Consider the following 24,263-nt stretch of genomic DNA (forward strand, 5'->3'; position numbering starts at 1 on the left):
TTAATGCAGCAGCTGGTAACCAGGCAGGGTCAGGAATTCAACCAGCTCCGGTTCGGTTGTGATGCGCTCCATCAGATCGGCGGCTTCGCTAAAGCGTCCCTGGCAAAAGCGCTGGTCACCCAACTCCTGCTGGATAACCTGCATCTCCTCTGCCAGCATCTGACGGAACAACGCTTCGGTGACCACTTCGCCGCTTTGCAGCGTTTTTCCATGGCGGATCCACTGCCAGATAGAGGTGCGGGCGATTTCTGCCGTGGCGGCATCTTCCATCAGGCCATAAACGGGTACGCAGCCGTTACCTGAGATCCATGCCTCGATGTACTGCACCGCCACGCGGATATTGGCACGCATCCCGGCTTCTGTTCTTTCTCCAGCGCAGGGTTCGAGCAGCTCAGCGGCGGTTACCGGCGCATCATCTTCCCGCAGCACCTCCAGTTGGTTTTGCCGGTCACCTAGTGCCTGACTGAACAGAGTCATTACCGTATCTGCTAATCCCGGATGCGCAATCCAGGTGCCATCATGACCATTAGCCGCCTCTCGCTCTTTATCCGCCCTGACCCGGTTAAGCACCCACTCGTTGCGCTCACGCTCTTTACTGGGAATAAACGCGGCCATCCCGCCCATGGCAAAGGCACCCCGGCGATGACAGGTTTTGATCAGTAAACGGGAGTAAGCATCCAGAAAGCCTTTATCCATCGTAACCGACTGACGATCCGGCAAAACACGACCGGGGTGATTTTTCAACGTTTTGATATAGCTGAAAATATAGTCCCAACGGCCGCAATTGAGTCCGACGATATGATCGCGCAGGTGATAGAGGATCTCATCCATCTGGAAGACCGCAGGCAGCGTTTCGATCAGCAGAGTGGCTTTGATCGTGCCACGTGGCAGATCGAAACGATCCTCGGTATAGCTGAAGATCTCACTCCACCAGGCCGCTTCCTGCCAGCTTTGCGTTTTCGGCAGGTAAAAATAAGGGCCGCTGCCTTTTGCCAGTAGCGCATCCACGTTGTGAAAAAAGTAGAGGGCAAAATCGAACAGGCTGCCTGGGATCGCTTCATCACGCCACGTTACATGTTTTTCTGGCAGATGAAGTCCGCGAACCCGGCAGATCAACACAGCGGGATCGGGCTTGAGTTGATAGATCTTTCCTGCTTCGTTGCGGTAATCGATCGTGCCATTTACCGCATCACGCAGATTGATCTGTCCCTCAACCACTTTTTCCCAGCTGGGCGCCAGTGAGTCTTCAAAATCAGCCATAAAAACATCGACATTGGCGTTAAGCGCGTTGATCACCATCTTGCGTTCGACCGGGCCAGTGATCTCCACGCGTCGCCGCTGAAGATCGGTCGGGATACCGCGGATCTTCCAGTCTGAACTTTTTATGGAACTCGTTTCCAAAATGAAACCGGGCAGTTCACCGTTATCAAACTTTTCTTGATTACGTTGCCGATCGCGAAGCAGTTCGTTACGCCGCGGCGTAAAACGACTAACCAGATCGGTCAGGAAATCCACGGCGGGCTCCGTGAAGATCTGCTTCTCTGTCAGACCAAAGGGGCGCTGGAACGCCAGTTCGCTGTTAATTACCTGCTCTGTCATTGTTTTGCTCCTGCCGTCAAAACGCTGTGAAGAGATCACTTTCAGGATCGCTTTCGCTGCTGGCTACTTTCCGCTCAGCCCGATCAAAATATAATCAATCGATATCTAAAATCAAAAACTATTTCCATTTTATGGATAAATATTTTTTACTAATTGATATATATGGATTTAAAAACCCGCCAAAGAAGAAAGTAATTTTCATAAGCACTTGCTTTGGATGGGTTATGCAAAAAGCCTCTTAAAGTAATCAGTCAGAACCCGCCACAGGCTAAGTGGCAGACAGACGGTAAGGAGCGTATATCTGGCAGGGGAAGACAAAGGCCTGAAGTCAGACACAGGCTGATGTCAGGTTAAAACCGAAGAGGTAATACAGAGGAAGGCAGTAAAAAAGGCGTTAAATCAGGGCCATTTTATAGCGGAAAATAGCCCTGTTTTCGAAGATACTTAATCAAGCGTGGGATTCATATTACGCAGATCAAATGGCGTAATCTGGTAAACATAATAGTTTAACCAGTTAGTAAACAACAAATTACCGTGGCTGCGCCAACTGGCTCGTGGCGGCAACTCGGGATTATCCTGCGGAAAATAATTGCAGGGGATCTCTGGATGCAAACCGGCCTCATAATCACGATGGTATTCGGCCGACAGCGTTAATGCATCATATTCTGGATGTCCCGTCACGAAAGCCAGTCGTTTGTCCTTACTGGCAAACAGATAAGCACCGGTTTGCTCTGATTCGGCAAAGATTTCCAGATCCGTATAATCACGCAGCAAGTGAGTAGGAAAATCGGCATAGCGTGAATGAGGCGCAAGAAACGTATCGTCGAAACCACGCGTAAGTAACGCATGCGGATGCAGTATCTGGTGCTCATAAACGCCGGAAAGCTTCACTTCACGCGTTTGCTTAGGAATGCCATACAGAATATTCAACGCCGCCTGAACGGCCCAGCAGACAAAGAGTGTTGAAGTCACGTGCTCTTTCGCCCAGTGCAGCACGCGCTGTATCTGCGGCCAGTAAGCCACATCATTAAAATCGACCAGCCCCAGCGGCGCGCCTGTCACAATCAGTCCATCAAAGTTCTGATGCTGTATCTCATCAAAATTGCAGTAGAAGTTGTTCAGATGCTCCATCGGCGTGTTACGTGACTCCCGGCTGTCAATACGCAGCAACTGAACATCAATTTGCAGAGGAGAATTGGAGAGCAGGCGCAAAAACTGATTTTCAGTTTCAATTTTCTTTGGCATCAGATTGAGTACCAGCACCTTTAAGGGACGGATCTCCTGAGTACTGGCGCGAGAAGAAGTCATTACAAAGACATTTTCGTTACGCAGAAAACTCACGGCTGGTAATTCATCGGGTACCCTGATCGGCATAACCTGCTTCCTCAACTCACCATTTATACGTTTAGACATCCAGACAGCCAAAGATAACGCTATGCAGAGCAAATGTCGAGGTTTCATCCGGTTGTTGAAAAAGTTTCATATGGATAAGGGCGTACAGCCGAGAGGTTGAGAGAGTCCTGGTGGAAATGCACAACCGATCCAGGACGGAGCCAGATGTGAAGCTAACTTTGATGTTTCGGGATGGAGCACGTGAACTGAAAGGGCTGTTTCAGGCCGTGCGGTGACGGGGGAAGCTGCCGCTTTTTCCCGGCCCTGAAACGCAAAAAACCCTGACCGTCAGGTCAGGGTTATCGCGATTTGATGCCTGGCAGTTGATGAACTTACGTTCACCCTGCGGGCCGTTGCGTTGCAACGTTCAGACCGCGCCTCACGGCTTGTCTGTCCCACTCTCTGAGAGCAGCGAACTGCCCCGCAATACCAGTTTACTGCTTATAATTTGATGCCTGGCAGTTCCCTACTCTCGCATGGGGAGACCCCACACTACCATCGGCGCTACGGCGTTTCACTTCTGAGTTCGGCATGGGGTCAGGTGGGACCACCGCGCTACAGCCGCCAGGCAAATCTTGGTGCACGAAACGAATCTTTTTCACTGATGCCGCGTTGCCTGCGCTTGCAAAGTCAGTCACATACCTGAGTATGCTCCTTCCTTTCCGGCGCTTGCCGCCTTGCCTCAGCGCAAAATCTTTCGTTTCCGCTAATTCTCTATCCGGTACAGGCTGAAAATTGTTGCGTCTCTCATAACGCTCACCAGAACGCTTCTGGTGTTGTAAGGTTAAGCCTCACGGGTCATTAGTACCGGTTAGCTCAACGCATCGCTGCGCTTACACACCCGGCCTATCAACGTCGTCGTCTTCAACGTCCCTTCAGGAGACTTATAGTCTCAGGGAAGATTCATCTCGAGGCAAGTTTCGCGCTTAGATGCTTTCAGCGCTTATCTCTTCCGCACTTAGCTACCGGGCAATGCCATTGGCATGACAACCCGAACACCAGTGGTGCGTTCACTCCGGTCCTCTCGTACTAGGAGCAACCCCTCTCAATCTTCCAGCGCCCACGGCAGATAGGGACCGAACTGTCTCACGACGTTCTAAACCCAGCTCGCGTACCACTTTAAACGGCGAACAGCCGTACCCTTGGGACCTACTTCAGCCCCAGGATGTGATGAGCCGACATCGAGGTGCCAAACACCGCCGTCGATATGAACTCTTGGGCGGTATCAGCCTGTTATCCCCGGAGTACCTTTTATCCGTTGAGCGATGGCCCTTCCATTCAGAACCACCGGATCACTATGACCTGCTTTCGCACCTGCTCGAGCCGTCACTCTCGCAGTCAAGCCAGCTTATGCCATTGCACTAACCTCACGATGTCCGACCGTGATTAGCTGACCTTCGTGCTCCTCCGTTACTCTTTAGGAGGAGACCGCCCCAGTCAAACTACCCACCAGACACTGTCCCCACGCCGGATTACGGCGCCAGGTTAGAACATCAAACGTTAAAGGGTGGTATTTCAAGGTTGGCTCCACGCAGACTGGCGTCCACGCTTCAAAGCCTCCCACCTATCCTACACATCAAGGCTCAATGTTCAGTGTCAAGCTGTAGTAAAGGTTCACGGGGTCTTTCCGTCTTGCCGCGGGTACACTGCATCTTCACAGCGAGTTCAATTTCACTGAGTCTCGGGTGGAGACAGCCTGGCCATCATTACGCCATTCGTGCAGGTCGGAACTTACCCGACAAGGAATTTCGCTACCTTAGGACCGTTATAGTTACGGCCGCCGTTTACCGGGGCTTCGATCAGGAGCTTCTCTTGCGATAACCCCATCAATTAACCTTCCGGCACCGGGCAGGCGTCACACCGTATACGTCCACTTTCGTGTTTGCACAGTGCTGTGTTTTTAATAAACAGTTGCAGCCAGCTGGTATCTTCGACTGGCTTCAGCTCCGGGAGCAAGTCCCTTCACCTACGCGCCAGCGTGCCTTCTCCCGAAGTTACGGCACCATTTTGCCTAGTTCCTTCACCCGAGTTCTCTCAAGCGCCTTGGTATTCTCTACCTGACCACCTGTGTCGGTTTGGGGTACGATTTCGTGTTACCTGATGCTTAGAGGCTTTTCCTGGAAGCAGGGCATTTGTTGCTTCATCACCGTGGTGACTCGTCATCACGCCTCAGCCTTAAGTGTTCCGGATTTGCCTGGAACACAAGCCTACACGCTTAAACCGGGACAACCGTCGCCCGGCCAACATAGCCTTCTCCGTCCCCCCTTCGCAGTAACACCAAGTACAGGAATATTAACCTGTTTCCCATCGACTACGCCTTTCGGCCTCGCCTTAGGGGTCGACTCACCCTGCCCCGATTAACGTTGGACAGGAACCCTTGGTCTTCCGGCGAGCGGGCTTTTCACCCGCTTTATCGTTACTCATGTCAGCATTCGCACTTCTGATACCTCCAGCAGACCTCACAGTCCACCTTCGACGGCTTACAGAACGCTCCCCTACCCAACAACACATAAGTGTCGCTGCCGCAGCTTCGGTGCATGGTTTAGCCCCGTTACATCTTCCGCGCAGGCCGACTCGACCAGTGAGCTATTACGCTTTCTTTAAATGATGGCTGCTTCTAAGCCAACATCCTGGCTGTCTGTGCCTTCCCACATCGTTTCCCACTTAACCATGACTTTGGGACCTTAGCTGGCGGTCTGGGTTGTTTCCCTCTTCACGACGGACGTTAGCACCCGCCGTGTGTCTCCCGTGATAACATTCTCCGGTATTCGCAGTTTGCATCGGGTTGGTAAGCCGGGATGGCCCCCTAGCCGAAACAGTGCTCTACCCCCGGAGATGAGTTCACGAGGCGCTACCTAAATAGCTTTCGGGGAGAACCAGCTATCTCCCGGTTTGATTGGCCTTTCACCCCCAGCCACAAGTCATCCGCTAATTTTTCAACATTAGTCGGTTCGGTCCTCCAGTTAGTGTTACCCAACCTTCAACCTGCCCATGGCTAGATCACCGGGTTTCGGGTCTATACCCTGCAACTTAACGCCCAGTTAAGACTCGGTTTCCCTGCGGCTCCCCTATACGGTTAACCTTGCTACAGAATATAAGTCGCTGACCCATTATACAAAAGGTACGCAGTCACCCCATAAAAGAGGCTCCCACTGCTTGTACGTACACGGTTTCAGGTTCTGTTTCACTCCCCTCGCCGGGGTTCTTTTCGCCTTTCCCTCACGGTACTGGTTCACTATCGGTCAGTCAGGAGTATTTAGCCTTGGAGGATGGTCCCCCCATATTCAGACAGGATATCACGTGTCCCGCCCTACTCATCGAACTCACAGTAAGCACATCTTCGTGTACGGGAGTATCACCCTGTACCCTGCGACTTTCCAGACGCTTCCACTGATGCACAAACTGATTCAGGTTCTGGGCTGTTCCCCGTTCGCTCGCCGCTACTGGGGGAATCTCGGTTGATTTCTTTTCCTCTGGGTACTTAGATGTTTCAGTTCCCCAGGTTCGCCTCGCAACACTATGTATTCATGTTGCGATGATGCATAAATGCACCGGGTTTCCCCATTCGGGTATCGTCGGTTGTTGCGGTTCATATCACCTTACCGACGCTTATCGCAGATTAGCACGCCCTTCATCGCCTCTGACTGCCAGGGCATCCACCGTGTACGCTTAGTCACTTAACCTCACAACCCACAAGCGTCCCGCAGGATACTGTGTGCTGTAAGCATTTGAGAGACTCGAACACACCGGTCTGTTTATCCTTATTACGGAGGATAAACGCAGTGTGTCGTTTCAATTTTCAGCTTGTTCCGGATTGTTAAAGAGCAAATATCTCAGACATGGCTCGTAAGCCAGTTTTGAGATATTTCGTGGAGACACCTTTCACCTGTCACCAAGCAAGTGGCGTCCCCTAGGGGATTCGAACCCCTGTTGCCGCCGTGAAAGGGCGGAGTCCTAACCGCTAGACGAAGGGGACACAGAAGTGTCACGACTTCGCAGCCGTCTTGCTCTAACGTTTCTATCAGACAATCTGTTGTGGACACTACGCGGGAAAGTATCTTCAGGTAAGGAGGTGATCCAACCGCAGGTTCCCCTACGGTTACCTTGTTACGACTTCACCCCAGTCATGAATCACAAAGTGGTAAGCGCCCTCCCGAAGGTTAAGCTACCTACTTCTTTTGCAACCCACTCCCATGGTGTGACGGGCGGTGTGTACAAGGCCCGGGAACGTATTCACCGTGGCATTCTGATCCACGATTACTAGCGATTCCGACTTCACGGAGTCGAGTTGCAGACTCCGATCCGGACTACGACGCACTTTGTGAGGTCCGCTTGCTCTCGCGAGGTCGCTTCTCTTTGTATGCGCCATTGTAGCACGTGTGTAGCCCTACTCGTAAGGGCCATGATGACTTGACGTCATCCCCACCTTCCTCCGGTTTATCACCGGCAGTCTCCTTTGAGTTCCCGACCGAATCGCTGGCAACAAAGGATAAGGGTTGCGCTCGTTGCGGGACTTAACCCAACATTTCACAACACGAGCTGACGACAGCCATGCAGCACCTGTCTCACGGTTCCCGAAGGCACTAAAGCATCTCTGCTAAATTCCGTGGATGTCAAGAGTAGGTAAGGTTCTTCGCGTTGCATCGAATTAAACCACATGCTCCACCGCTTGTGCGGGCCCCCGTCAATTCATTTGAGTTTTAACCTTGCGGCCGTACTCCCCAGGCGGTCGACTTAACGCGTTAGCTCCGGAAGCCACTCCTCAGGGGAACAGCCTCCAAGTCGACATCGTTTACGGCGTGGACTACCAGGGTATCTAATCCTGTTTGCTCCCCACGCTTTCGCACCTGAGCGTCAGTCTTTGTCCAGGGGGCCGCCTTCGCCACCGGTATTCCTCCAGATCTCTACGCATTTCACCGCTACACCTGGAATTCTACCCCCCTCTACAAGACTCTAGCCTGCCAGTTTCAAATGCAGTTCCCAGGTTAAGCCCGGGGATTTCACATCTGACTTGACAGACCGCCTGCGTGCGCTTTACGCCCAGTAATTCCGATTAACGCTTGCACCCTCCGTATTACCGCGGCTGCTGGCACGGAGTTAGCCGGTGCTTCTTCTGCGGGTAACGTCAATCGGTAAGGTTATTAACCTCACCGCCTTCCTCCCCGCTGAAAGTACTTTACAACCCGAAGGCCTTCTTCATACACGCGGCATGGCTGCATCAGGCTTGCGCCCATTGTGCAATATTCCCCACTGCTGCCTCCCGTAGGAGTCTGGACCGTGTCTCAGTTCCAGTGTGGCTGGTCATCCTCTCAGACCAGCTAGGGATCGTTGCCTAGGTGAGCCATTACCCCACCTACTAGCTAATCCCATCTGGGCACATCCGATAGCGTGAGGCCCGAAGGTCCCCCACTTTGCTCTTGCGAGGTTATGCGGTATTAGCTACCGTTTCCAGTAGTTATCCCCCTCTATCGGGCAGTTTCCCAGACATTACTCACCCGTCCGCCACTCGTCACCCAAGGAGCAAGCTCCTCTGTGCTACCGTCCGACTTGCATGTGTTAGGCCTGCCGCCAGCGTTCAATCTGAGCCATGATCAAACTCTTCAATTAAAAGCTTGATTTGCTTAAACACGTTAAGCGATGCTCAAGTGTAAAACACTCATAATGAATTTCATTATGTGTTCACTCTTAAGACTTGATATTTTTTGCGTCCGGAGACGCTGATATCAATCCTGCGAGTGCCCACACAGATTGTCTGATAAATTGTTAAAGAGCGTTGCGGTAAGCGCCTTGGCGACTTACTGCGAGGTGGCGTATAATACGCTTTCCTCCTTCAGAGTCAACCTCTTTTTCAGAAGTTTTTCTCCGGCGGCTCAGCTTCCTGAACCTCCTGAGCCGCTGGCCTGTAAGCCGTTGTGCCGTCTCAGTGGTTGCGCATTATAGGGAGTTTCCGTCAGCTGACAACCCTTAATTTGTGGAAAATAGCGCGTTCGCTGCATTCCACAGCAAAACGGGGGTTTATACCCACTTATCCACTAACTTATCCACACTGGGTGAGAAGTGATAATTTAGACGAGCATCACGCAAACGTTTTCGCTACAATGCCGGGCGAAAACCTGGCCCCCATTTTGGGGCGTTACCTGAACCTTAATCTCCTTTTCTCTTTATAAGAGTGAAAATGGCTAAGGTTGATGTAACGCTCTTACTCTATGCGAACTAAAGCCAAGGGATCATTTACCATGCAACAACCTCGTCCTGTACGCCGCGCCTTGCTCAGCGTGTCTGATAAAGCCGGTATCCTCGAATTTGCTCAGGCGCTCTCCCAACGCGGCGTCGAACTGCTCTCTACCGGTGGCACCGCGCGTCTGCTGGCGGATGCGGGCCTGTCTGTCACGGAAGTGTCTGACTATACCGGTTTCCCGGAAATGATGGATGGACGCGTCAAAACCCTGCACCCTAAAGTGCACGGCGGTATTCTTGGCCGTCGCGGGCAGGACGATGCAATCATGGCGCAGCACGACATCAGCCCAATCGACATGGTAGTGGTAAACCTTTATCCCTTCGCTCAGACCGTCGCCCGGGAAGGTTGCTCACTGGAAGATGCCGTTGAGAACATTGATATTGGCGGCCCGACCATGGTGCGCTCCGCGGCGAAGAACCATAAAGATGTGGCGATCGTGGTAAAGAGCAGTGACTACGAGGCTATCGTGGCCGAGATGGATGCCAACCAGAATGCCCTGACCCTTGAAACCCGCTTTGACCTCGCCATTAAAGCCTTTGAGCACACTGCCGCTTACGACAGCATGATCGCTAACTATTTTGGCTCCCTGGTACCCGCCTATCACAGTGAGCGCAACCAGCCAGCCGGTCGTTTCCCGCGCACGCTAAACCTGAATTTCATCAAGAAGCAAGATATGCGTTACGGCGAGAACAGCCACCAGGACGCTGCCTTCTATATAGAAGAGCATATTACCGAAGCTTCTGTTGCCACAGCACAGCAGCTACAGGGTAAAGCGCTTTCCTATAACAACATTGCAGATACCGATGCGGCGTTGGAATGTGTGAAGGAGTTTAGTGAACCAGCCTGCGTGATCGTCAAGCATGCCAATCCCTGCGGCGTAGCTACAGCAAGCACTCTTCTGAACGCTTACGAGCTTGCTTTTAAAACCGATCCGACTTCAGCTTTTGGTGGAATTATCGCATTTAACCGCGAACTGGATGAAGCCACCGCCCAGGCTATCGTCAGCCGTCAGTTTGTCGAAGTCATTATCGCGCCTTCGGCCAGCGAAGCCGCGCTGAAGGTGACGGCAACTAAGCAAAACGTTCGCGTGTTGACCTGCGGTCAGTGGCAACAGCGTGAGACCGGTCTGGACTTTAAACGCGTCAACGGCGGCCTGCTGGTACAGGATCGCGATAATGGCATGGTGACAGCCGACCAGCTGCGCGTGGTAAGCAAACGACAGCCTGACGAAAAAGAGCTGCGCGACGCGCTGTTTTGCTGGAAAGTAGCGAAATTCGTCAAATCCAACGCCATTGTCTATGCGCGCGACAATATGACAATCGGTATAGGCGCAGGACAGATGAGCCGCGTCTACTCAGCGAAAATAGCCGGGATAAAAGCGGCGGATGAAGGGCTGGAAGTGCGCGGTTCGGCGATGGCTTCCGATGCCTTCTTCCCCTTCCGCGACGGTATTGATGCCGCCGCCGCCGTTGGCGTGAGCTGTGTGATTCAGCCCGGAGGATCTATTCGTGATGAAGAAGTGATTGCCGCCGCCGACGAGCATAACATTGCGATGATCTTCACCGACATGCGCCATTTCCGCCATTAAAAACGGAGCAACTTAATGAAAATTCTGGTAATTGGTAACGGCGGCCGCGAGCATGCGCTCGCCTGGAAAGCGTCGCTTTCGCCGCTGACAGAGACCGTCTTCGTTGCGCCGGGCAATGCCGGCACTGCGCTTGAGCCGGCACTGCAAAACGTGGATATCAGCGCGACTGATATTCCGGCGCTGCTGAGTTTTGCGCAGAATGAGAAGATCGATCTGACTATAGTAGGCCCGGAAGCGCCTCTGGTGATTGGCGTGGTGGATGCCTTCCGCGCGGCAGGACTGAAAATTTTTGGCCCCACTCAGGCCGCTGCGCAACTGGAAGGCTCTAAAGCGTTCACCAAGGATTTCCTTGCCCGCCATAAAATTCCTACGGCAGAGTATCAGAACTTTACTGACGTTGAGGCCGCACTGGCTTATACGCGCAGCAAAGGCGCGCCTATCGTTATCAAGGCTGATGGCCTGGCGGCAGGTAAAGGTGTCATTGTGGCGATGACGCTGGAGGAAGCAGAAGCCGCCATTAAAGATATGCTGGCCGGAAACGCCTTTGGCGATGCAGGTCACCGCATCGTGGTGGAGGAGTTTCTGGATGGTGAAGAAGCCAGTTTTATCGTAATGGTTGATGGTAAAAATGTGCTGCCGATGGCCACCAGTCAGGATCATAAACGCGTCGGTAATGGCGATACCGGACCAAACACGGGCGGGATGGGCGCCTACTCCCCTGCTCCGGTAGTGACGGATGAAATCCACCAGCGGGTAATGGATGAGGTTATCTGGCCGACTGTGCACGGCATGGCGGCAGAAGGGAATACCTATACCGGCTTTCTGTATGCAGGACTGATGATTGACAAGCGCGGTCAACCAAAAGTCATTGAGTTCAACTGCCGTTTTGGCGATCCGGAAACGCAACCGATCATGATGCGCATGCAGTCGGATCTGGTAGAGCTCTGTCTTGCAGCCGTTGAAGGTAAGCTGGATACGAAAGATTCCCTCTGGGATCCCCGTCCATCACTGGGTGTTGTTCTGGCCGCAGGCGGCTATCCTGGCGATTACACTACTGGCGATCAGATTCATGGTCTTCCGCTGGAAGCGTTACCGGATGGCAAGGTCTTTCATGCCGGCACGAAGATGCAGGGCGAACTGGTAGTGACCAATGGCGGACGCGTGCTTTGCGTGACGGCGCTGGGTGAAGATATTGCCGCTGCGCAGAAACACGCTTATAAGCTGGCTGAAGATATCTCGTGGAACGGCAGCTTCTGCCGGCAAGATATCGGCTACAGGGCCATTTCCCGTAAGCAACCTTGATCATGTAGTTATATGCCGCCACACAAGGCGGTATATATAGCGGCAGACTCATCAGGGCGGGTATTCCCGACCTGTTGAGTTGACCACAAGTCCCATTCTGACTTACCCCACCTTTGAGGCTCCTGCCAGAGCAGCTCGTTTCTCTGCTGCCTGTTTTTGCCATCCTTACAGCAACGTTATCTTTTTCTGCACCTGAGAAGGTACATCGTTGCGTAAAGTCGCGAGAAAGCGGCGTAAACCACCCGGTGTAGTCGTGCTTACAAGTCAGCTTCTTTGGGTTCTGTTGCGCAAAGATCTTCCGGTGTCACCAGCAGAAGCTGTGTACCTTCGGGAGCCTCAAGCCAGGCGACGCTCACGGGCTTACCTGACTCACGCTGGTGTTGGGTGATGGTGTTCAGCGAATAGCCATCAAAATCGGGACGGCTCTCACTTCCCTGGCAGCTGGTAATAGCGCCAGAGGCAGCCCAGTGTCCCTGTCTGAGCAGAACCCTTCCTGTGAGCAGGTCATCGCTGATTCTTAACATCCGTCCCGCATCGAACTGATAAAGCGCGACGGCATCGGCGGAAAGCGCTTCACGATGGCTTTGCAACTGACGCTGCATAAAGCTCACCTTGCCGTTCTGATCAAATCGCAGCGTAATGCTATCCGGCTGCTCACCGATGCTCTGACGCTCAATGGAAACCAGCTTTCCTTCCTGCCACAAATAGCGCGTGGTTTGCTTACCTGAACCGGTAAAGGGCGTATAGACCGTCATCATATGGCGCGTGTCGGGTGGAACCTCTTTGCGCCAGATGCGGACAACGCCACGATCGGCAAGATAACCACTCGCGGTAAAGGCCGGAAGTTCAGGTCTGACGCTACAGCCTGCCAGTAACAGCAGCAGTGAGAAGGTGGAAAGGAGACGAAGAGGGGAATGCCTCATGGTGTGTTCACCACACTGATAGCGCAGAAGACATTAAGCCGTTCCTGCGGCACCCGGAAAGGAGAGTAACAAAAGGGGCTTAACGCCCCCCTGTTTAAAACTTTCACCGTTAGACGATTACTTAACAGCGTCTTTCAGTGCTTTACCAGAAACAAATGCCGGTACGTTAGCAGCGGCAATTTTGATTTCTTTACCAGTCTGCGGGTTGCGGCCAGTACGCTCAGCGCGGTGATTAACTTTAAAAGTACCAAAACCAACCAGTTGTACAGCATCACCTTCTTTCAGAGACTCAGTAATCGCAGCCAGGGTGGATTCCAGAGCAGCTTTAGCCTGGGTCTTAGACAGGTCCGCTTTGTCCGCAATTACATCAATCAGTTGAGTCTTGTTCATAAGTTATCCTTACAGTGTATTTATCGCTTGCTAAGCATCGAGTGCGAGGGAAAAACCAGTTTCTGGCACTCTCCTGCATACACACACCGATAGCCACATTTTTCAGCCCCCCAAATGTAGACCAGACTGGGGGCGGATGTGAAGCCTCCAGGCGCTACAAATCAGGCCTGAAGTCACGTTTTATCGCCTTATTGCTGAAAATTTATACCGATGTTGCTTATCCCCGATTCCCGCAGGTCAGAACGCAGTCCTTTTATCAGCTCAAGATCCCTTTCCTCACAGGCGCTGAGCAGGCGAAAAATCTCCCACTGGATGTCCCATTCCTCTTCAACCGCGGGATTCGCTTTAAGCTCTTCCTCGGTCATTTCCCGTTCTGCCTGAGTCATTTCCAGCATCGCCACGGAAGTGATTGACGCTTCGCTGACGGCAATCGCATGGGCCAGCGTTTCGCCACTCAGACGCGAATGCAGCAGCTCGCTCAGCGCCACGCAGGCGTCAATAGCAGGGTAGACGCCGTACAGATCGTAATCTTCTGCCGCCGGGATCGCTTCCTCCAGCTTTTCCAGCTGCGAGTCAAAGTTGACTTTGGCATCCTTCACCACCAGCGTTTCCCACACCAGATCGAGAATGCGGCGATAAAGCTGGCCGTCGCCAAAGCCGGTCTGCTGGCAGAATGCCCAATAATTGGGGTACATGCGTTCGCACAGGCAGGCCATAAAAGTAACGTGCTGCCAGCTTTCCAGCTTTTCCAGCCGCAGGTGAATCGGATTACGTAACATGTTGGGATCTCTTAAACAAAAGTGCGCGGCCCGCAGTGTAACCGAAAAGCGGGCGCCTCACACCGTTATAGCGGGATGCCAAGCCGGGCGAAAGCGGGCCGGTTTGACGCCACGGCGTCGGCCCATCGGGTCGGTTCCGGCAGACGATATCCCTGCAGGCAGGTTTCGACCCACTGCAGGGCTGTATCAGCACTCACACGATGGCCGGATGAGATGAACAGCGGGTTGCAGCGCTTCTTACTGCGCAGTACCCAGCCAATCTGCTCCCCTTTGTCGAGCAGCGGCTGACGTGAACCGGGCTCATCCGCCAGCGGTTCAAATTTGCCGCACAGGCGGCGTTTGGCCACGCCAATGGTCGGCACATCAACCAGCAAACCAAAGTGGCTGGCAACGCCAAGGCGACGGGGATGGGCTATCCCCTGACCATCCACAAAGAGCAGGTCGGGCTGTTGTTCCAGCATCTGCCACGCGGCCAGCAGCGCCGGGTATTCCCGGAAGGAGAGAAAGCCGGGAATGTAAGGCATGGTCGTGGCAATACGCGCCACGCGATGCTCAACCATTTTCAGCGAGGGGTATTCGAGAATGACCAGCGCCGCGCGCGTCACGTCGCCGCCCTGTTCAAACCCTACGTCGGCACCGCCGATATAGCGCGGCGGCATTACGTCAAAGTCATCTTCCCGTAGGACTTCTGTCGCACGAGTTAGCTGTTCCTGTCGTAACACCTGCATGTCCATGTTTAATCCTGATGATAAGGCTTAGAAAGTTTATGTACCGCCTCAATAAAGGCGCCTGCATGTTCTGGCGGTACGTCCTGATGAATGCCGTGGCCCAGATTGAATACGTGACCGGTGCCTTTGCCATACCCTTGCAAAATAGTGGCAACTTCCTCTTCAATGCGGGCTGGAGAAGCATAGAGCATGGACGGGTCCATATTCCCCTGCAGGGCAACCTTATCTCCCACGCGGCGACGCGCATCCGCAATATCTGTCGTCCAGTCCAGCCCCAGCGCGTCGCAGCCGGTCGCCGCCATCGCCTCAAGCCACTGGCCGCCACCTTTCGTGAATAAGGTTACTGGCACCCGACGCCCTTCGCTTTCCCGCTGGAGGCCATCGACAATCTTATGCATGTAGTGTAGCGAAAACGTCAGATAATCGCGGCCGGTCAGGACGCCACCCCAGGTGTCAAAAATCATTACCGACTGAGCACCGGCACGGATCTGAGCATTAAGATACAGGATGACGCTATCGGCCAGCTTATCCAGCATCAGATGCAGGGTTTCCGGTTCCGCGTACATCATTTTTTTAAGCTTGGTAAAAGTTTTGCTGCTGCCGCCCTCAACCATATAGGTCGCCAGCGTCCACGGACTGCCAGAGAATCCAATCAACGGCACATCACCGTTAAGATTCTTGCGGATGGTGCGTACCGCATTCATCACGTAGCCCAGCTCCTGTTCGGGATCGGGTATGGGCAGCTTTTCGACGTCAGCACGACAGGTGACCGGTGAGGAGAAACGCGGACCTTCCCCGGTTTCAAAATAGAGCCCAAGCCCCATTGCATCGGGAATGGTCAAAATATCGGAGAACAGGATCGCCGCATCAAGCGCATAGCGCCGCAGCGGTTGCAGCGTGACTTCACAGGCCAGCTCCGCGTTTTTACACAGCGACATAAAATCGCCAGCAACGGCACGGGTCGCCTTGTACTCTGGCAAATAACGTCCGGCCTGGCGCATCATCCATACCGGTGTCACATCAACGGGCTGGCGCAGCAGCGCACGCAAATAACGATCGTTCTTCAGTTCATTCATCACAGGACTCTCTCTCCATACAGGCCTGTAGTGTAACATTTAATGGAAATGTCGGTGATTGGCCGCATGAAATATTGAAGAGGCGAAAGGGAATATTCCGTCCCCGCCGCGTAAACCGGACACAGGGACAGGAGAACGAGAAGACCCGCAGCCTTGGGCAGAGCTAAGGCGCTGTATCAGGCTTTTTTCAGCAGGCGGTTAACTTCGGGGGCTGGCGTAGCGGAGAGCTCACTGACGGTACCATCCTGTTTTTTCTCTTTCTTTACGCCCGGCGCGCTATTTTCACTAAGCTGATGAGCGCTGCCAATAAATACCCCGCCTTTCTCTATTGAGAATTCGCCAGCATGAACCTCACCTTCAATTCGACCACGTGACATAATGATCACCACTTGAGCATAACAACTTCCTTTCAACAGCCCATTTACAATAAGCTTTTGCGATTTTACTTTGCCAATAATTTGACCCTCTTTACCTACCTGAGTCACTTTCTGGCTGGTAATATCCCCCTCAATAATTCCGTTTATCGTAATATTATTTTCATTCGTTATTTCACCCCGTAACAGGGTGCCTGAGGAGATGGTCGTTTCTTTGAAGCTGCTATCTTCAACTGGCAGCGGGGCAGCCGCAGGGCGCTTTTCAGGGCTGGCGGGCGCCAGGGCCTCTTTTGCTGACAGATGTTCTTCTTTTTTCTTGAGATTGAACACGCCGGTTATCCTCTTTTCGTTATGTCGTTTTCGTATTATCAGCAGCAGAAATAGACATCCCATACCGCCAAGCGCAATTAACATGGGTATTCTTCGTGAAAGGACAAATGCAATAAGGCTACTGCCCCAGAACATCCATATTCCCCACAGATAATAATGCGTATTGGTTTCAGACATGCTGTCCACGCTCAATTTCTGGAATTCTGAATATGACGGGATAGAACCCGATAGGATATCTCCCCCGATGGGAACGGCTTAAATTACCTTTAAACAACCCGCCAGCACAATAAAAACCGGCCATTTTCGGGCCGGACGCACATTATTCCGTATCTTATTCTGCATCAGCACGGCAGCAGGCGACGGTATCTTCGATCAGCCGGCGCGCTACCGTACCAGCCGGGGGAAGCTGGGGCAGCGCATCGTAGCGATACCATCCGGCATCCAGTAACTCTTTCGGGTCGATTTGAATCTCGCCGCTGTCATAGTCTGCCATAAAAGCCACCATGAGCGACTGCGGGAAAGGCCAGGGTTGCGACGTGACGTAGCGAAGATTTTTCACTTTGATGCCGCTCTCTTCCATCACTTCACGGGCAACGGTTTGCTCCAGCGTCTCCCCTACTTCCACAAAGCCAGCCAGCACCGTATAGATACCGTTACGATGACGGGTATGCTGGGCCAGCAGAATATGATCGTCACGGCGGATAGCGACAATGATGCAGGGCGCGATCTGCGGATAGTAACGTTGCCGGCAGTGACGGCAAAGGCAGGCCCACTCCGTGCGGCTCTGATGCATTTCATGCCCGCAATAGCCACACCACTTATGCGAGCGGTAGAACTCAGCCAGCTGAATCCCTCGCCCGACAAGCTGGAACAGGCCTGCATCCTGATCGAGCAGCTGCCGGAGCGATCCCATCTCTTCCTGGCGGCTTTCACGGATCAGCCAGACAGGGTCGCCAAGCCACTCCCCAATCAGGGATCCTTGCGATCCAACAAGTCCGACCTCACAAGCTGTGCCGAACGGTAATTGACCTTTCGGTAACCAAAGTTTATGTTGGTGGCTGACAACCCACCAGCCAGCGTCTACGCTAGAAATCTCACGTTCCATAAATTGCTTTCCTCAGCTTTACAGGGCTTTCTGCATTACTGGATTGGGATCAGACTTTATATAACACTCACGGAGCCACTCATGCTTAACCAGTTAGAAGACCTGACCGCGCGCGTAGGCGGTTGTAGCGACCTTGTGGACTTTTGTCTGCGTGCCCGTAGAGAGTTACTGGTTGCTTATTATCAGTTAGTTGGCATCAAGCCTAACAAGGAATCGCTGACCACGCTCGACGAAAACGCACTGGATACTTTCTGTCAAAACCTGGTCGATTATCTCTCTACCGGTCATTTTACCGTTTACGAACGTTTTATCGAAGAAATGGAAGGCAGCCAGCAATTAGCCAAAGCGGCGCTGATCTATCCTTCGCTGCAGGCAAATACCGAGCAGATTATGCAGGTTTACGACAACCATCTGGAAACCGCCATCGACCACGATAACTGTCTTGAGTTTCAGCAGGCGCTCTCGGAGGTTGGCGAAGCGCTGGAAGCGCGCTTTACGCTGGAAGATAAATTTATTCAGCTGGCGTTAGAAAAAACGGCAGAAACCATCCCGGCGGCTAACGATCCGGCGATGGCTCGTCCGGCCTGATACGTTATCTGTTTGTAAACCGCTTGTGGTTTTAAAATTGCCCCTTTATGCTGAAGAGGCAATAAGGTAACGGACGCTTTTCATCCGTTACTCGTTTTGGTGACACCTCATAAGGTGGACCAAAATTCTTCTTGTCGGAGTGCCCTTAGGGGCTGAGACCGTTAATTCGGGATCCGCGGAACCTGATCAGGTTAGAACCTGCGAAGGGAACAAGAGTAAACATTCAGTGACGGTGTGAGTCCTCACATCCTGCGCTTACTCATCCGAGCTCCAGACAAGCAACTTCCCTTTTTATACAGGAACGAGCTATGTCTACCCCTCCCAAAAAACTGACCCGACGTGAACAACGTGCCGAAGCGCAGCAGTTTATCGCCTCTCTGAAGGGCGCCGCTTTTCCCAATTCGAAACGCATCTGGCTGACCGGGTCAACGCCGGATATCCGCGTTCCCATGCGTGAAATTCAGCTCAGCCCGACCAGAATCGGCGGCAGCAAAGAAGCGCCTCTTTTTGAGCAAAATGAACCCATTCCGGTTTACGATACCGCCGGGCCTTATGGCGATCCCGAAGCGAGTATCGATCTTCATGCCGGGCTGGAAAGAGTGCGGACAGTCTGGATTATCGATCGCGATGATACCCAGCCCGTGGAGCATCTCAGTTCCGTTTTTACCCAGCAGCGTCTCGCCGATGAGGGGCTTGATCATCTGCGCTTTGATCGGTTGCCGCATCCCCGCCGTGCCTTGCCAGGGCGCTGTGTCACGCAGTTGCATTATGCCCGGCAGGGCATCATCACCCCGGAAATGGAGTTCATCGCGCTGCGTGAGAATATGGGCCGTGAGCGGATCCGCAGTGAAGTCTTGCTGCAACAGCACCCAGGCAACAGCTTCGGGGCGAGCCTGCCGGAAAATATTACTCCCGGGTTCGTCCGCGATGAGGTCGCTGCGGGCCGCGCTATTATTCCGGCCAATATTAATCATCCGGAATCGGAGCCGATGATTATCGGGCGAAATTTTCTGGTGAAAATTAACGCCAACATCGGCAATTCCGCCGTCAGCTCCTCCATTGAAGAAGAGGTTGAAAAGCTGGTCTGGTCTGCCCGCTGGGGGGCGGATACGATAATGGACCTCTCAACAGGCCGGAATATCCATGAAACCCGGGAATGGATACTGCGCAACAGCCCGGTGCCTGTCGGCACGGTTCCCATTTACCAGGCGCTGGAGAAAGTCAACGGCGTCGCGGAAAACCTCAACTGGGAAGTGTTCCGCGATACGCTGCTGGAGCAGGCCGAACAGGGCGTGGACTATTTTACCATTCACGCTGGGGTGCTGCTGCGCTACGTCCCGATGACGGCGAAACGCCTGACCGGCATCGTTTCACGCGGCGGTTCAATCATGGCGAAGTGGTGCCTTTCACACCATAAAGAGAGCTTTCTGTATGAGCACTTCCGCGAGATCTGTGAAATCTGCGCTGCCTATGACGTTTCGCTTTCACTGGGCGACGGCCTGCGTCCGGGATCGATTCAGGACGCTAACGATGAGGCGCAGTTTGCCGAACTGCGTACGCTGGGCGAACTGACCAGGATTGCCTGGGAATATGACGTTCAGGTGATGATCGAAGGTCCGGGTCATGTGCCGATGCATATGATCCGCCGCAATATGACCGAGCAGCTGGAACATTGCCATGAGGCGCCTTTTTACACGCTTGGCCCCCTCACCACCGACATCGCACCAGGCTACGATCATTTCACCTCTGGCATCGGCGCCGCCATGATTGGCTGGTTCGGCTGCGCCATGCTTTGCTATGTCACACCAAAAGAGCATCTGGGCCTGCCGAATAAAGAGGATGTGAAACAGGGTCTGATAACCTACAAAATTGCCGCGCATGCTGCCGATCTGGCAAAGGGGCATCCGGGTGCGCAAATCCGCGATAATGCAATGTCCAAAGCCCGTTTCGAGTTTCGCTGGGAGGATCAGTTTAATCTGGCGCTCGATCCTCACACCGCCCGGGCCTGGCATGATGAAACGCTGCCGCAGGAGTCGGGTAAGGTCGCGCATTTCTGTTCTATGTGTGGGCCAAAATTTTGCTCCATGAAAATTTCTCAGGAGGTGCGGGACTACGCTGCAAAGCAGGAGGCTCAGCCTGTCGAAATCGGCATGGCCCAAATGTCCGGCGCTTTCCGCAGTCGTGGCGGTGAGCTTTATCATCCGGCAGATGCCGCTTTGCCGGAGGAGAAATCATGAGCCGCGGGCCTTTTCCCCCAACCGCGGCACGCCTCGGTCTCTATCCGGTCGTCGATACAGTTGAATGGATTGCACGTCTGCTGGACGTTGGCGTGCGGACACTACAGCTCCGTATCAAAGCGTTGCCAGAGGCAGAAGTTGAGGATGATATTGCTGCGGCCATTGCGCTGGCGCAGCGATATCAGGCCCGACTGTTTATCAATGATTACTGGCGTCTGGCGGTTAAACATCAGGCTTACGGCGTTCATCTCGGGCAGGAAGACCTGGAGATTGCAGATCTTGATGCCATTCATCGCGCCGGTCTCCGCCTTGGCCTGTCGACACATGATGATGCAGAAATCCGGCGCGCCCTGGCGGAGCAGCCTTCTTATATCGCTCTGGGGCATATATTCCCTACGCAGACAAAAGTGATGCCATCTTCGCCGCAAGGTCTGGAGGAGCTGAAGCGGCATGTTGATCGTCTTCAGGGAATTTCTACCGTTGCCATTGGCGGCATCAGCCTGGATCGTGCGCCCGCCGTGCTGGCTACCGGCGTGGGCAGTATTGCGATGGTCAGTGCGATCACCCGGGCGCCTGACTGGCAGGAAGCGACACGTCAGTTACTTTCTCTTGCCGGCACAGGAGGAACGGATGATGTTCAGTGACAGCGATTTCCTGCGCTACAGCCGCCAGCTGTTGCTCGACGAGTTTGGTCTGGAAGGACAGCAAAAATTACAGGCGGCCAGCGTACTGATTATTGGGCTGGGCGGGCTGGGTTCCCCGGCGGCCCTTTACCTTGCTGCCGCCGGCGTGGGTAAACTGCTGCTGGCTGACGACGATAAGGTACATATCAGCAACCTGCAGCGGCAAATCCTTTTCCGGCATAGCGAGACCGGCCAGTCTAAAGCGCGCCTGGCAAAAAAACACCTCCAGGCTCTTAATCCTCAGGGTGAATATATCGCCTTTGAACAGCGTATTGATGAAACCAGCCTGGCCGCCATTATTCAGCAGGCGGACCTTGTACTGGACTGCTGCGACAATATGCAGACCCGTCATGTTATCAATGCGGCCTGTGTTCAGAGCGGTACGCCACTTATCAGCGCCAGTGCAGTCGGCTTTGGCGGTCAGCTGCTGGTCCTCACGCCACCGTTCAGCCAGGGATGTTACCGCTGCCTCTGGCCCGATGACGCTGAGCCACAGCGAAACTGCCGCACGGCGGGCGTGCTGGGTCCGGTTGTCGGCGTTATGGGCACGCTTCAGGCACTGGAAGCGCTGAAATTGCTCGCCGGCCAGCCCTCTCCGCTTACGGGCAAGCTTCGCCTGTTTGATGGACGTCAGCAGACCTGGCGTACGCTGAATCTGGCACGTAGCGAAAACTGCCCGGTATGTGGAGGCAGTCATGAAGATCCTCATTAACGATGAAGCCATGATCTTTCCCGCGCCACTACGGCTGTCAGAACTTCTGGAACACCTTGCACGCCATCAACCTGGGACCGCACTCGCCGTTAATCAGTGCATTATTCCCCGCGATCGCTGGTGTTCTTATTTATTACAGGAGGGCGATGAGCTGGTGATTTTCCAGGCCATCGCCGGAGGTTAATATGCTCAGGATTGCTGATAAAACTTTTTCTTCGCGCCTGCTGACCGGTAGCGGCAAGTTCTCCAGCCCTGCCATTATGCTGGAGGCACTGCGTGAGTCGGGATCTCAGCTGGTAACGCTGGCAATGAAACGGATTGACCTGCGCGGCGTCGACGACGGGATCCTGCTACCGCTGCAGGCTTCAGGCATCCAGCTGCTGCCCAATACCTCAGGAGCAAAGACCGCTGAAGAAGCGATTTTTGCCGCGCGTCTGGCCCGTGAGGCGCTGGGAACGCACTGGCTGAAGCTGGAGATCCATCCCGATGTGCGTTACCTGCTTCCCGATCCGATTGAAACACTGAAAGCCGCTGAAGCATTAGTAAAAGAGGGGTTTACCGTCCTGCCTTACTGTCATGCGGACCCGGTATTATGCCGCCGGCTGGAAGAAGCAGGCTGTGCAGCCGTCATGCCGCTTGGCGCGCCAATTGGCAGCAATCAGGGGCTGAAAACGCGCGATCTTCTGGCCATTATTATCGAACAAGCCAGCATTCCTGTAATTGTGGATGCCGGTATTGGCGCCCCAAGCCACGCCAGCGAGGCGCTGGAAATGGGCGCAGATGCGGTCCTGGTGAATACGGCCATCGCCTCCTCCCGCAATCCGGTGATGATGGCTCGTGCCTTCAGGCTGGCCGCTGAGGCGGGTTCGCTGGCCTGTGAAAGCGGGCTGGGCGAGCGGAGTCTGCGGGCGCAGGCCACCAGCCCGCTGACAGCCTTTTTGCAGGAGAGTACCCCATGATGAAATGCTTCGCCGATCAGTGGGAAAAACTGGATTGGGATGATATTCGCCTGCGGATAAACAGCAAAAGGGCAGTGGATGTGGAGCGCGCACTGAATGCGCCTCAGGTGGGAGGCGAAGAGCTCATGGCGCTGCTTTCTCCCGCCGCCGCAGCCTATCTTGAGCCACTGGCGCAAAAAGCTCAGCACCTGACCCGGCAACGGTTCGGTTATGCGGTTAACCTCTTTGTCCCGCTTTATCTCTCCAACCTGTGCGCCAATGACTGCACCTATTGCGGATTCTCAATGAGCAACCGCATTAAACGTAAGACGCTGAACGCCCAGGAGATCGCGCGAGAATGTGCAGCGATAAGAGCTATGGGGTTTGATCAGCTGCTGCTGGTGACTGGTGAACATCAGACCAAAGTTGGCATGGCCTATTTCCGCCAGCACCTGCCTGCCATACGCCAGCACTTCAGTTCGCTGCTGATGGAAGTTCAGCCGCTAAAGGAAGAAGAGTATGCCGAACTTAAAACACTTGGCCTGGACGGCGTTCTGGTTTATCAGGAAACTTATCATCCGGCGGTTTATGCCCAACATCACCTGAAGGGAAATAAGCAGGATTTTTATTTCCGTCTGGAAACACCAGATCGGCTCGGTCGTGCCGGGATCGACAAGATCGGGCTGGGTACGCTGACCGGTTTGTCAGACAGCTGGCGAACCGACTGCTTTATGATGGCGGAACATCTGCGATGGCTGCAAAAAACGTACTGGCAGAGCCGCTATTCGGTCGCCTTTCCACGCTTACGGCCTTGCGCTGGTGGAATTGAACCAGCGTCAGTGATGAGTGAGGCCCAGCTGGTGCAGGTTATCTGTGCTTTCCGGTTATTTGCGCCAGAGGTAGAGCAGTCTCTTTCAACACGAGAGTCCCCTCAGTTCCGTGACAAAGTGGTACCGCTGGCGATCAATACTCTCAGCGCCTTTTCGAAAACACAGCCTGGCGGATATGCAGCAGCACAGCCAGAGCTTGAGCAATTTTCCCCTCATGATAATCGCCATCCTCAGCAGGTTGCAGAAGCCTTAATTCAGGCAGGTATGCAGCCGGTATGGAAAGACTGGGATCGCTATCTGGGGCGGACATTACAGTGAGCTGGGGATAGAGTGAAAGCGGTTCAGAATGATTTGAAGCCGCTACGCATATCCGCCTGAGCCTGCTGGTACCAGCGGGCCGCCGCGCTATAGTGGCTTCGTTAACGATCATCCGGTTGTTGACCAGGGTCAG

The 24,263-nt window shown here is 53.8% G+C and carries 18 protein-coding genes, 1 tRNA gene, 3 rRNA genes and 1 riboswitch; of the genes, 9 read left to right on the top strand and 13 right to left on the bottom strand.

What is annotated here, in order from left to right; genetic code table 11:
- The 6 genes from aceB to EA20_RS0106265 form a co-directional block, all read right to left on the bottom strand.
- Nucleotides 1-1,599 carry a malate synthase A gene (aceB, locus tag EA20_RS0106240; RefSeq protein ID WP_024966016.1) on the bottom strand — a complete coding sequence of 533 codons (1,599 nt, stop codon included), beginning with the start codon at nucleotides 1,597-1,599 and terminating at the stop codon, nucleotides 1-3.
- A gap of 444 nt (nucleotides 1,600-2,043) precedes the next feature.
- The gene (gene metA / locus EA20_RS0106245) at nucleotides 2,044-2,973 is read right to left on the bottom strand and encodes a homoserine O-succinyltransferase (protein WP_024966017.1); all 930 of its coding nucleotides are present in this window, start codon (nucleotides 2,971-2,973) and stop codon (nucleotides 2,044-2,046) included.
- 471 nt (nucleotides 2,974-3,444) lie between these two features.
- A 5S ribosomal RNA gene (rrf, locus tag EA20_RS0106250) occupies nucleotides 3,445-3,560 on the bottom strand.
- A 211-nt stretch (nucleotides 3,561-3,771) separates the two neighbouring features.
- Nucleotides 3,772-6,674, bottom strand: a 23S ribosomal RNA gene (locus tag EA20_RS0106255).
- Nucleotides 6,675-6,892: 218 nt separating this feature from the next.
- A tRNA-Glu gene (locus EA20_RS0106260) sits at nucleotides 6,893-6,967 on the bottom strand.
- An 89-nt stretch (nucleotides 6,968-7,056) separates the two neighbouring features.
- Nucleotides 7,057-8,598, bottom strand: a 16S ribosomal RNA gene (locus EA20_RS0106265).
- Together the 16S, 23S and 5S rRNA genes with 1 tRNA gene alongside form the textbook arrangement of a ribosomal RNA operon.
- A 629-nt stretch (nucleotides 8,599-9,227) precedes the next feature.
- Here EA20_RS0106265 and purH point away from each other — a divergent pair.
- Nucleotides 9,228-10,817: a bifunctional phosphoribosylaminoimidazolecarboxamide formyltransferase/IMP cyclohydrolase gene (purH, locus tag EA20_RS0106270; RefSeq protein ID WP_024966018.1), complete on the top strand. Its 1,590-nt coding sequence runs from the start codon at nucleotides 9,228-9,230 to the stop codon at nucleotides 10,815-10,817.
- Nucleotides 10,818-10,832: 15 nt separating this feature from the next.
- On the top strand, nucleotides 10,833-12,119 hold the full coding sequence (gene purD / locus EA20_RS0106275) for a phosphoribosylamine--glycine ligase (protein ID WP_024966019.1): 1,287 nt from the start codon (nucleotides 10,833-10,835) through the stop codon (nucleotides 12,117-12,119).
- Nucleotides 12,120-12,376: 257 nt separating this feature from the next.
- Here purD and EA20_RS0106280 read toward each other — a convergent pair whose 3' ends face one another.
- The 7 genes from EA20_RS0106280 to nudC form a co-directional block, all read right to left on the bottom strand.
- Nucleotides 12,377-13,042: a DUF1481 domain-containing protein gene (locus EA20_RS0106280; RefSeq protein ID WP_024966020.1), complete on the bottom strand. Its 666-nt coding sequence runs from the start codon at nucleotides 13,040-13,042 to the stop codon at nucleotides 12,377-12,379.
- 117 nt (nucleotides 13,043-13,159) lie between these two features.
- Entirely contained in the window at nucleotides 13,160-13,432 is a 273-nt protein-coding gene (hupA, locus tag EA20_RS0106285; protein WP_002438605.1) for a nucleoid-associated protein HU-alpha, read from the bottom strand.
- Nucleotides 13,433-13,620: 188 nt separating this feature from the next.
- Nucleotides 13,621-14,211, bottom strand: a complete 591-nt coding sequence (locus EA20_RS0106290; RefSeq protein ID WP_024966021.1) for a YjaG family protein — start codon at nucleotides 14,209-14,211, stop codon at nucleotides 13,621-13,623.
- Nucleotides 14,212-14,276: 65 nt separating this feature from the next.
- Nucleotides 14,277-14,945: a deoxyribonuclease V gene (nfi, locus tag EA20_RS0106295; RefSeq protein ID WP_024966022.1), complete on the bottom strand. Its 669-nt coding sequence runs from the start codon at nucleotides 14,943-14,945 to the stop codon at nucleotides 14,277-14,279.
- A 2-nt stretch (nucleotides 14,946-14,947) separates the two neighbouring features.
- Nucleotides 14,948-16,015, bottom strand: a complete 1,068-nt coding sequence (gene hemE, locus EA20_RS0106300; RefSeq protein WP_024966023.1) for a uroporphyrinogen decarboxylase — start codon at nucleotides 16,013-16,015, stop codon at nucleotides 14,948-14,950.
- 176 nt (nucleotides 16,016-16,191) lie between these two features.
- The gene (locus EA20_RS19960; protein ID WP_152540217.1) at nucleotides 16,192-16,896 is read right to left on the bottom strand and encodes a polymer-forming cytoskeletal protein; all 705 of its coding nucleotides are present in this window, start codon (nucleotides 16,894-16,896) and stop codon (nucleotides 16,192-16,194) included.
- 154 nt (nucleotides 16,897-17,050) lie between these two features.
- Nucleotides 17,051-17,824 (bottom strand): NAD(+) diphosphatase, encoded by a 774-nt coding sequence (nudC, locus tag EA20_RS0106310; protein ID WP_024966025.1) that lies wholly within the window; start codon nucleotides 17,822-17,824, stop codon nucleotides 17,051-17,053.
- Nucleotides 17,825-17,905: 81 nt separating this feature from the next.
- Here nudC and EA20_RS0106315 point away from each other — a divergent pair, with 81 nt between their 5' ends.
- The 7 genes from EA20_RS0106315 to thiH all read left to right on the top strand — a co-directional run bounded on the left by EA20_RS0106315 (nucleotide 17,906) and on the right by thiH (nucleotide 24,130).
- Nucleotides 17,906-18,412, top strand: a complete 507-nt coding sequence (locus tag EA20_RS0106315) for an Rsd/AlgQ family anti-sigma factor (RefSeq protein ID WP_024966026.1) — start codon at nucleotides 17,906-17,908, stop codon at nucleotides 18,410-18,412.
- Between the two features lie 125 nt (nucleotides 18,413-18,537).
- Nucleotides 18,538-18,638, top strand: a riboswitch (TPP riboswitch).
- 82 nt (nucleotides 18,639-18,720) lie between these two features.
- A complete protein-coding gene (gene thiC / locus EA20_RS0106320; protein ID WP_024966027.1) occupies nucleotides 18,721-20,649 on the top strand; it encodes a phosphomethylpyrimidine synthase ThiC in 1,929 nt (642 codons plus the stop codon).
- A complete protein-coding gene (gene thiE, locus EA20_RS0106325) occupies nucleotides 20,646-21,293 on the top strand; it encodes a thiamine phosphate synthase (RefSeq protein ID WP_024966028.1) in 648 nt (215 codons plus the stop codon). The genes thiC and thiE overlap by 4 nt, the downstream gene beginning before the upstream one ends.
- Nucleotides 21,283-22,044 (top strand): HesA/MoeB/ThiF family protein, encoded by a 762-nt coding sequence (locus EA20_RS0106330; protein WP_024966029.1) that lies wholly within the window; start codon nucleotides 21,283-21,285, stop codon nucleotides 22,042-22,044. Before thiE ends, EA20_RS0106330 begins: the two co-directional genes overlap by 11 nt.
- Nucleotides 22,028-22,228, top strand: coding sequence for a sulfur carrier protein ThiS (gene thiS / locus EA20_RS0106335; protein WP_024966030.1), 201 nt, complete (start codon nucleotides 22,028-22,030; stop codon nucleotides 22,226-22,228). The genes EA20_RS0106330 and thiS overlap by 17 nt, the downstream gene beginning before the upstream one ends.
- 1 nt (nucleotide 22,229) lies before the next feature.
- Nucleotides 22,230-23,003 carry a thiazole synthase gene (locus tag EA20_RS0106340; RefSeq protein WP_024966031.1) on the top strand — a complete coding sequence of 258 codons (774 nt, stop codon included), beginning with the start codon at nucleotides 22,230-22,232 and terminating at the stop codon, nucleotides 23,001-23,003.
- Complete coding sequence (gene thiH, locus EA20_RS0106345; RefSeq protein WP_024966032.1) at nucleotides 23,003-24,130, top strand: 2-iminoacetate synthase ThiH; 1,128 nt, start codon at nucleotides 23,003-23,005, stop codon at nucleotides 24,128-24,130. The genes EA20_RS0106340 and thiH overlap by 1 nt, the downstream gene beginning before the upstream one ends.
- Nucleotides 24,131-24,263 lie beyond the last annotated feature (133 nt).

This window comes from Pantoea sp. IMH (assembly GCF_000599885.1).
Lineage (GTDB): Bacteria > Pseudomonadota > Gammaproteobacteria > Enterobacterales > Enterobacteriaceae > Erwinia.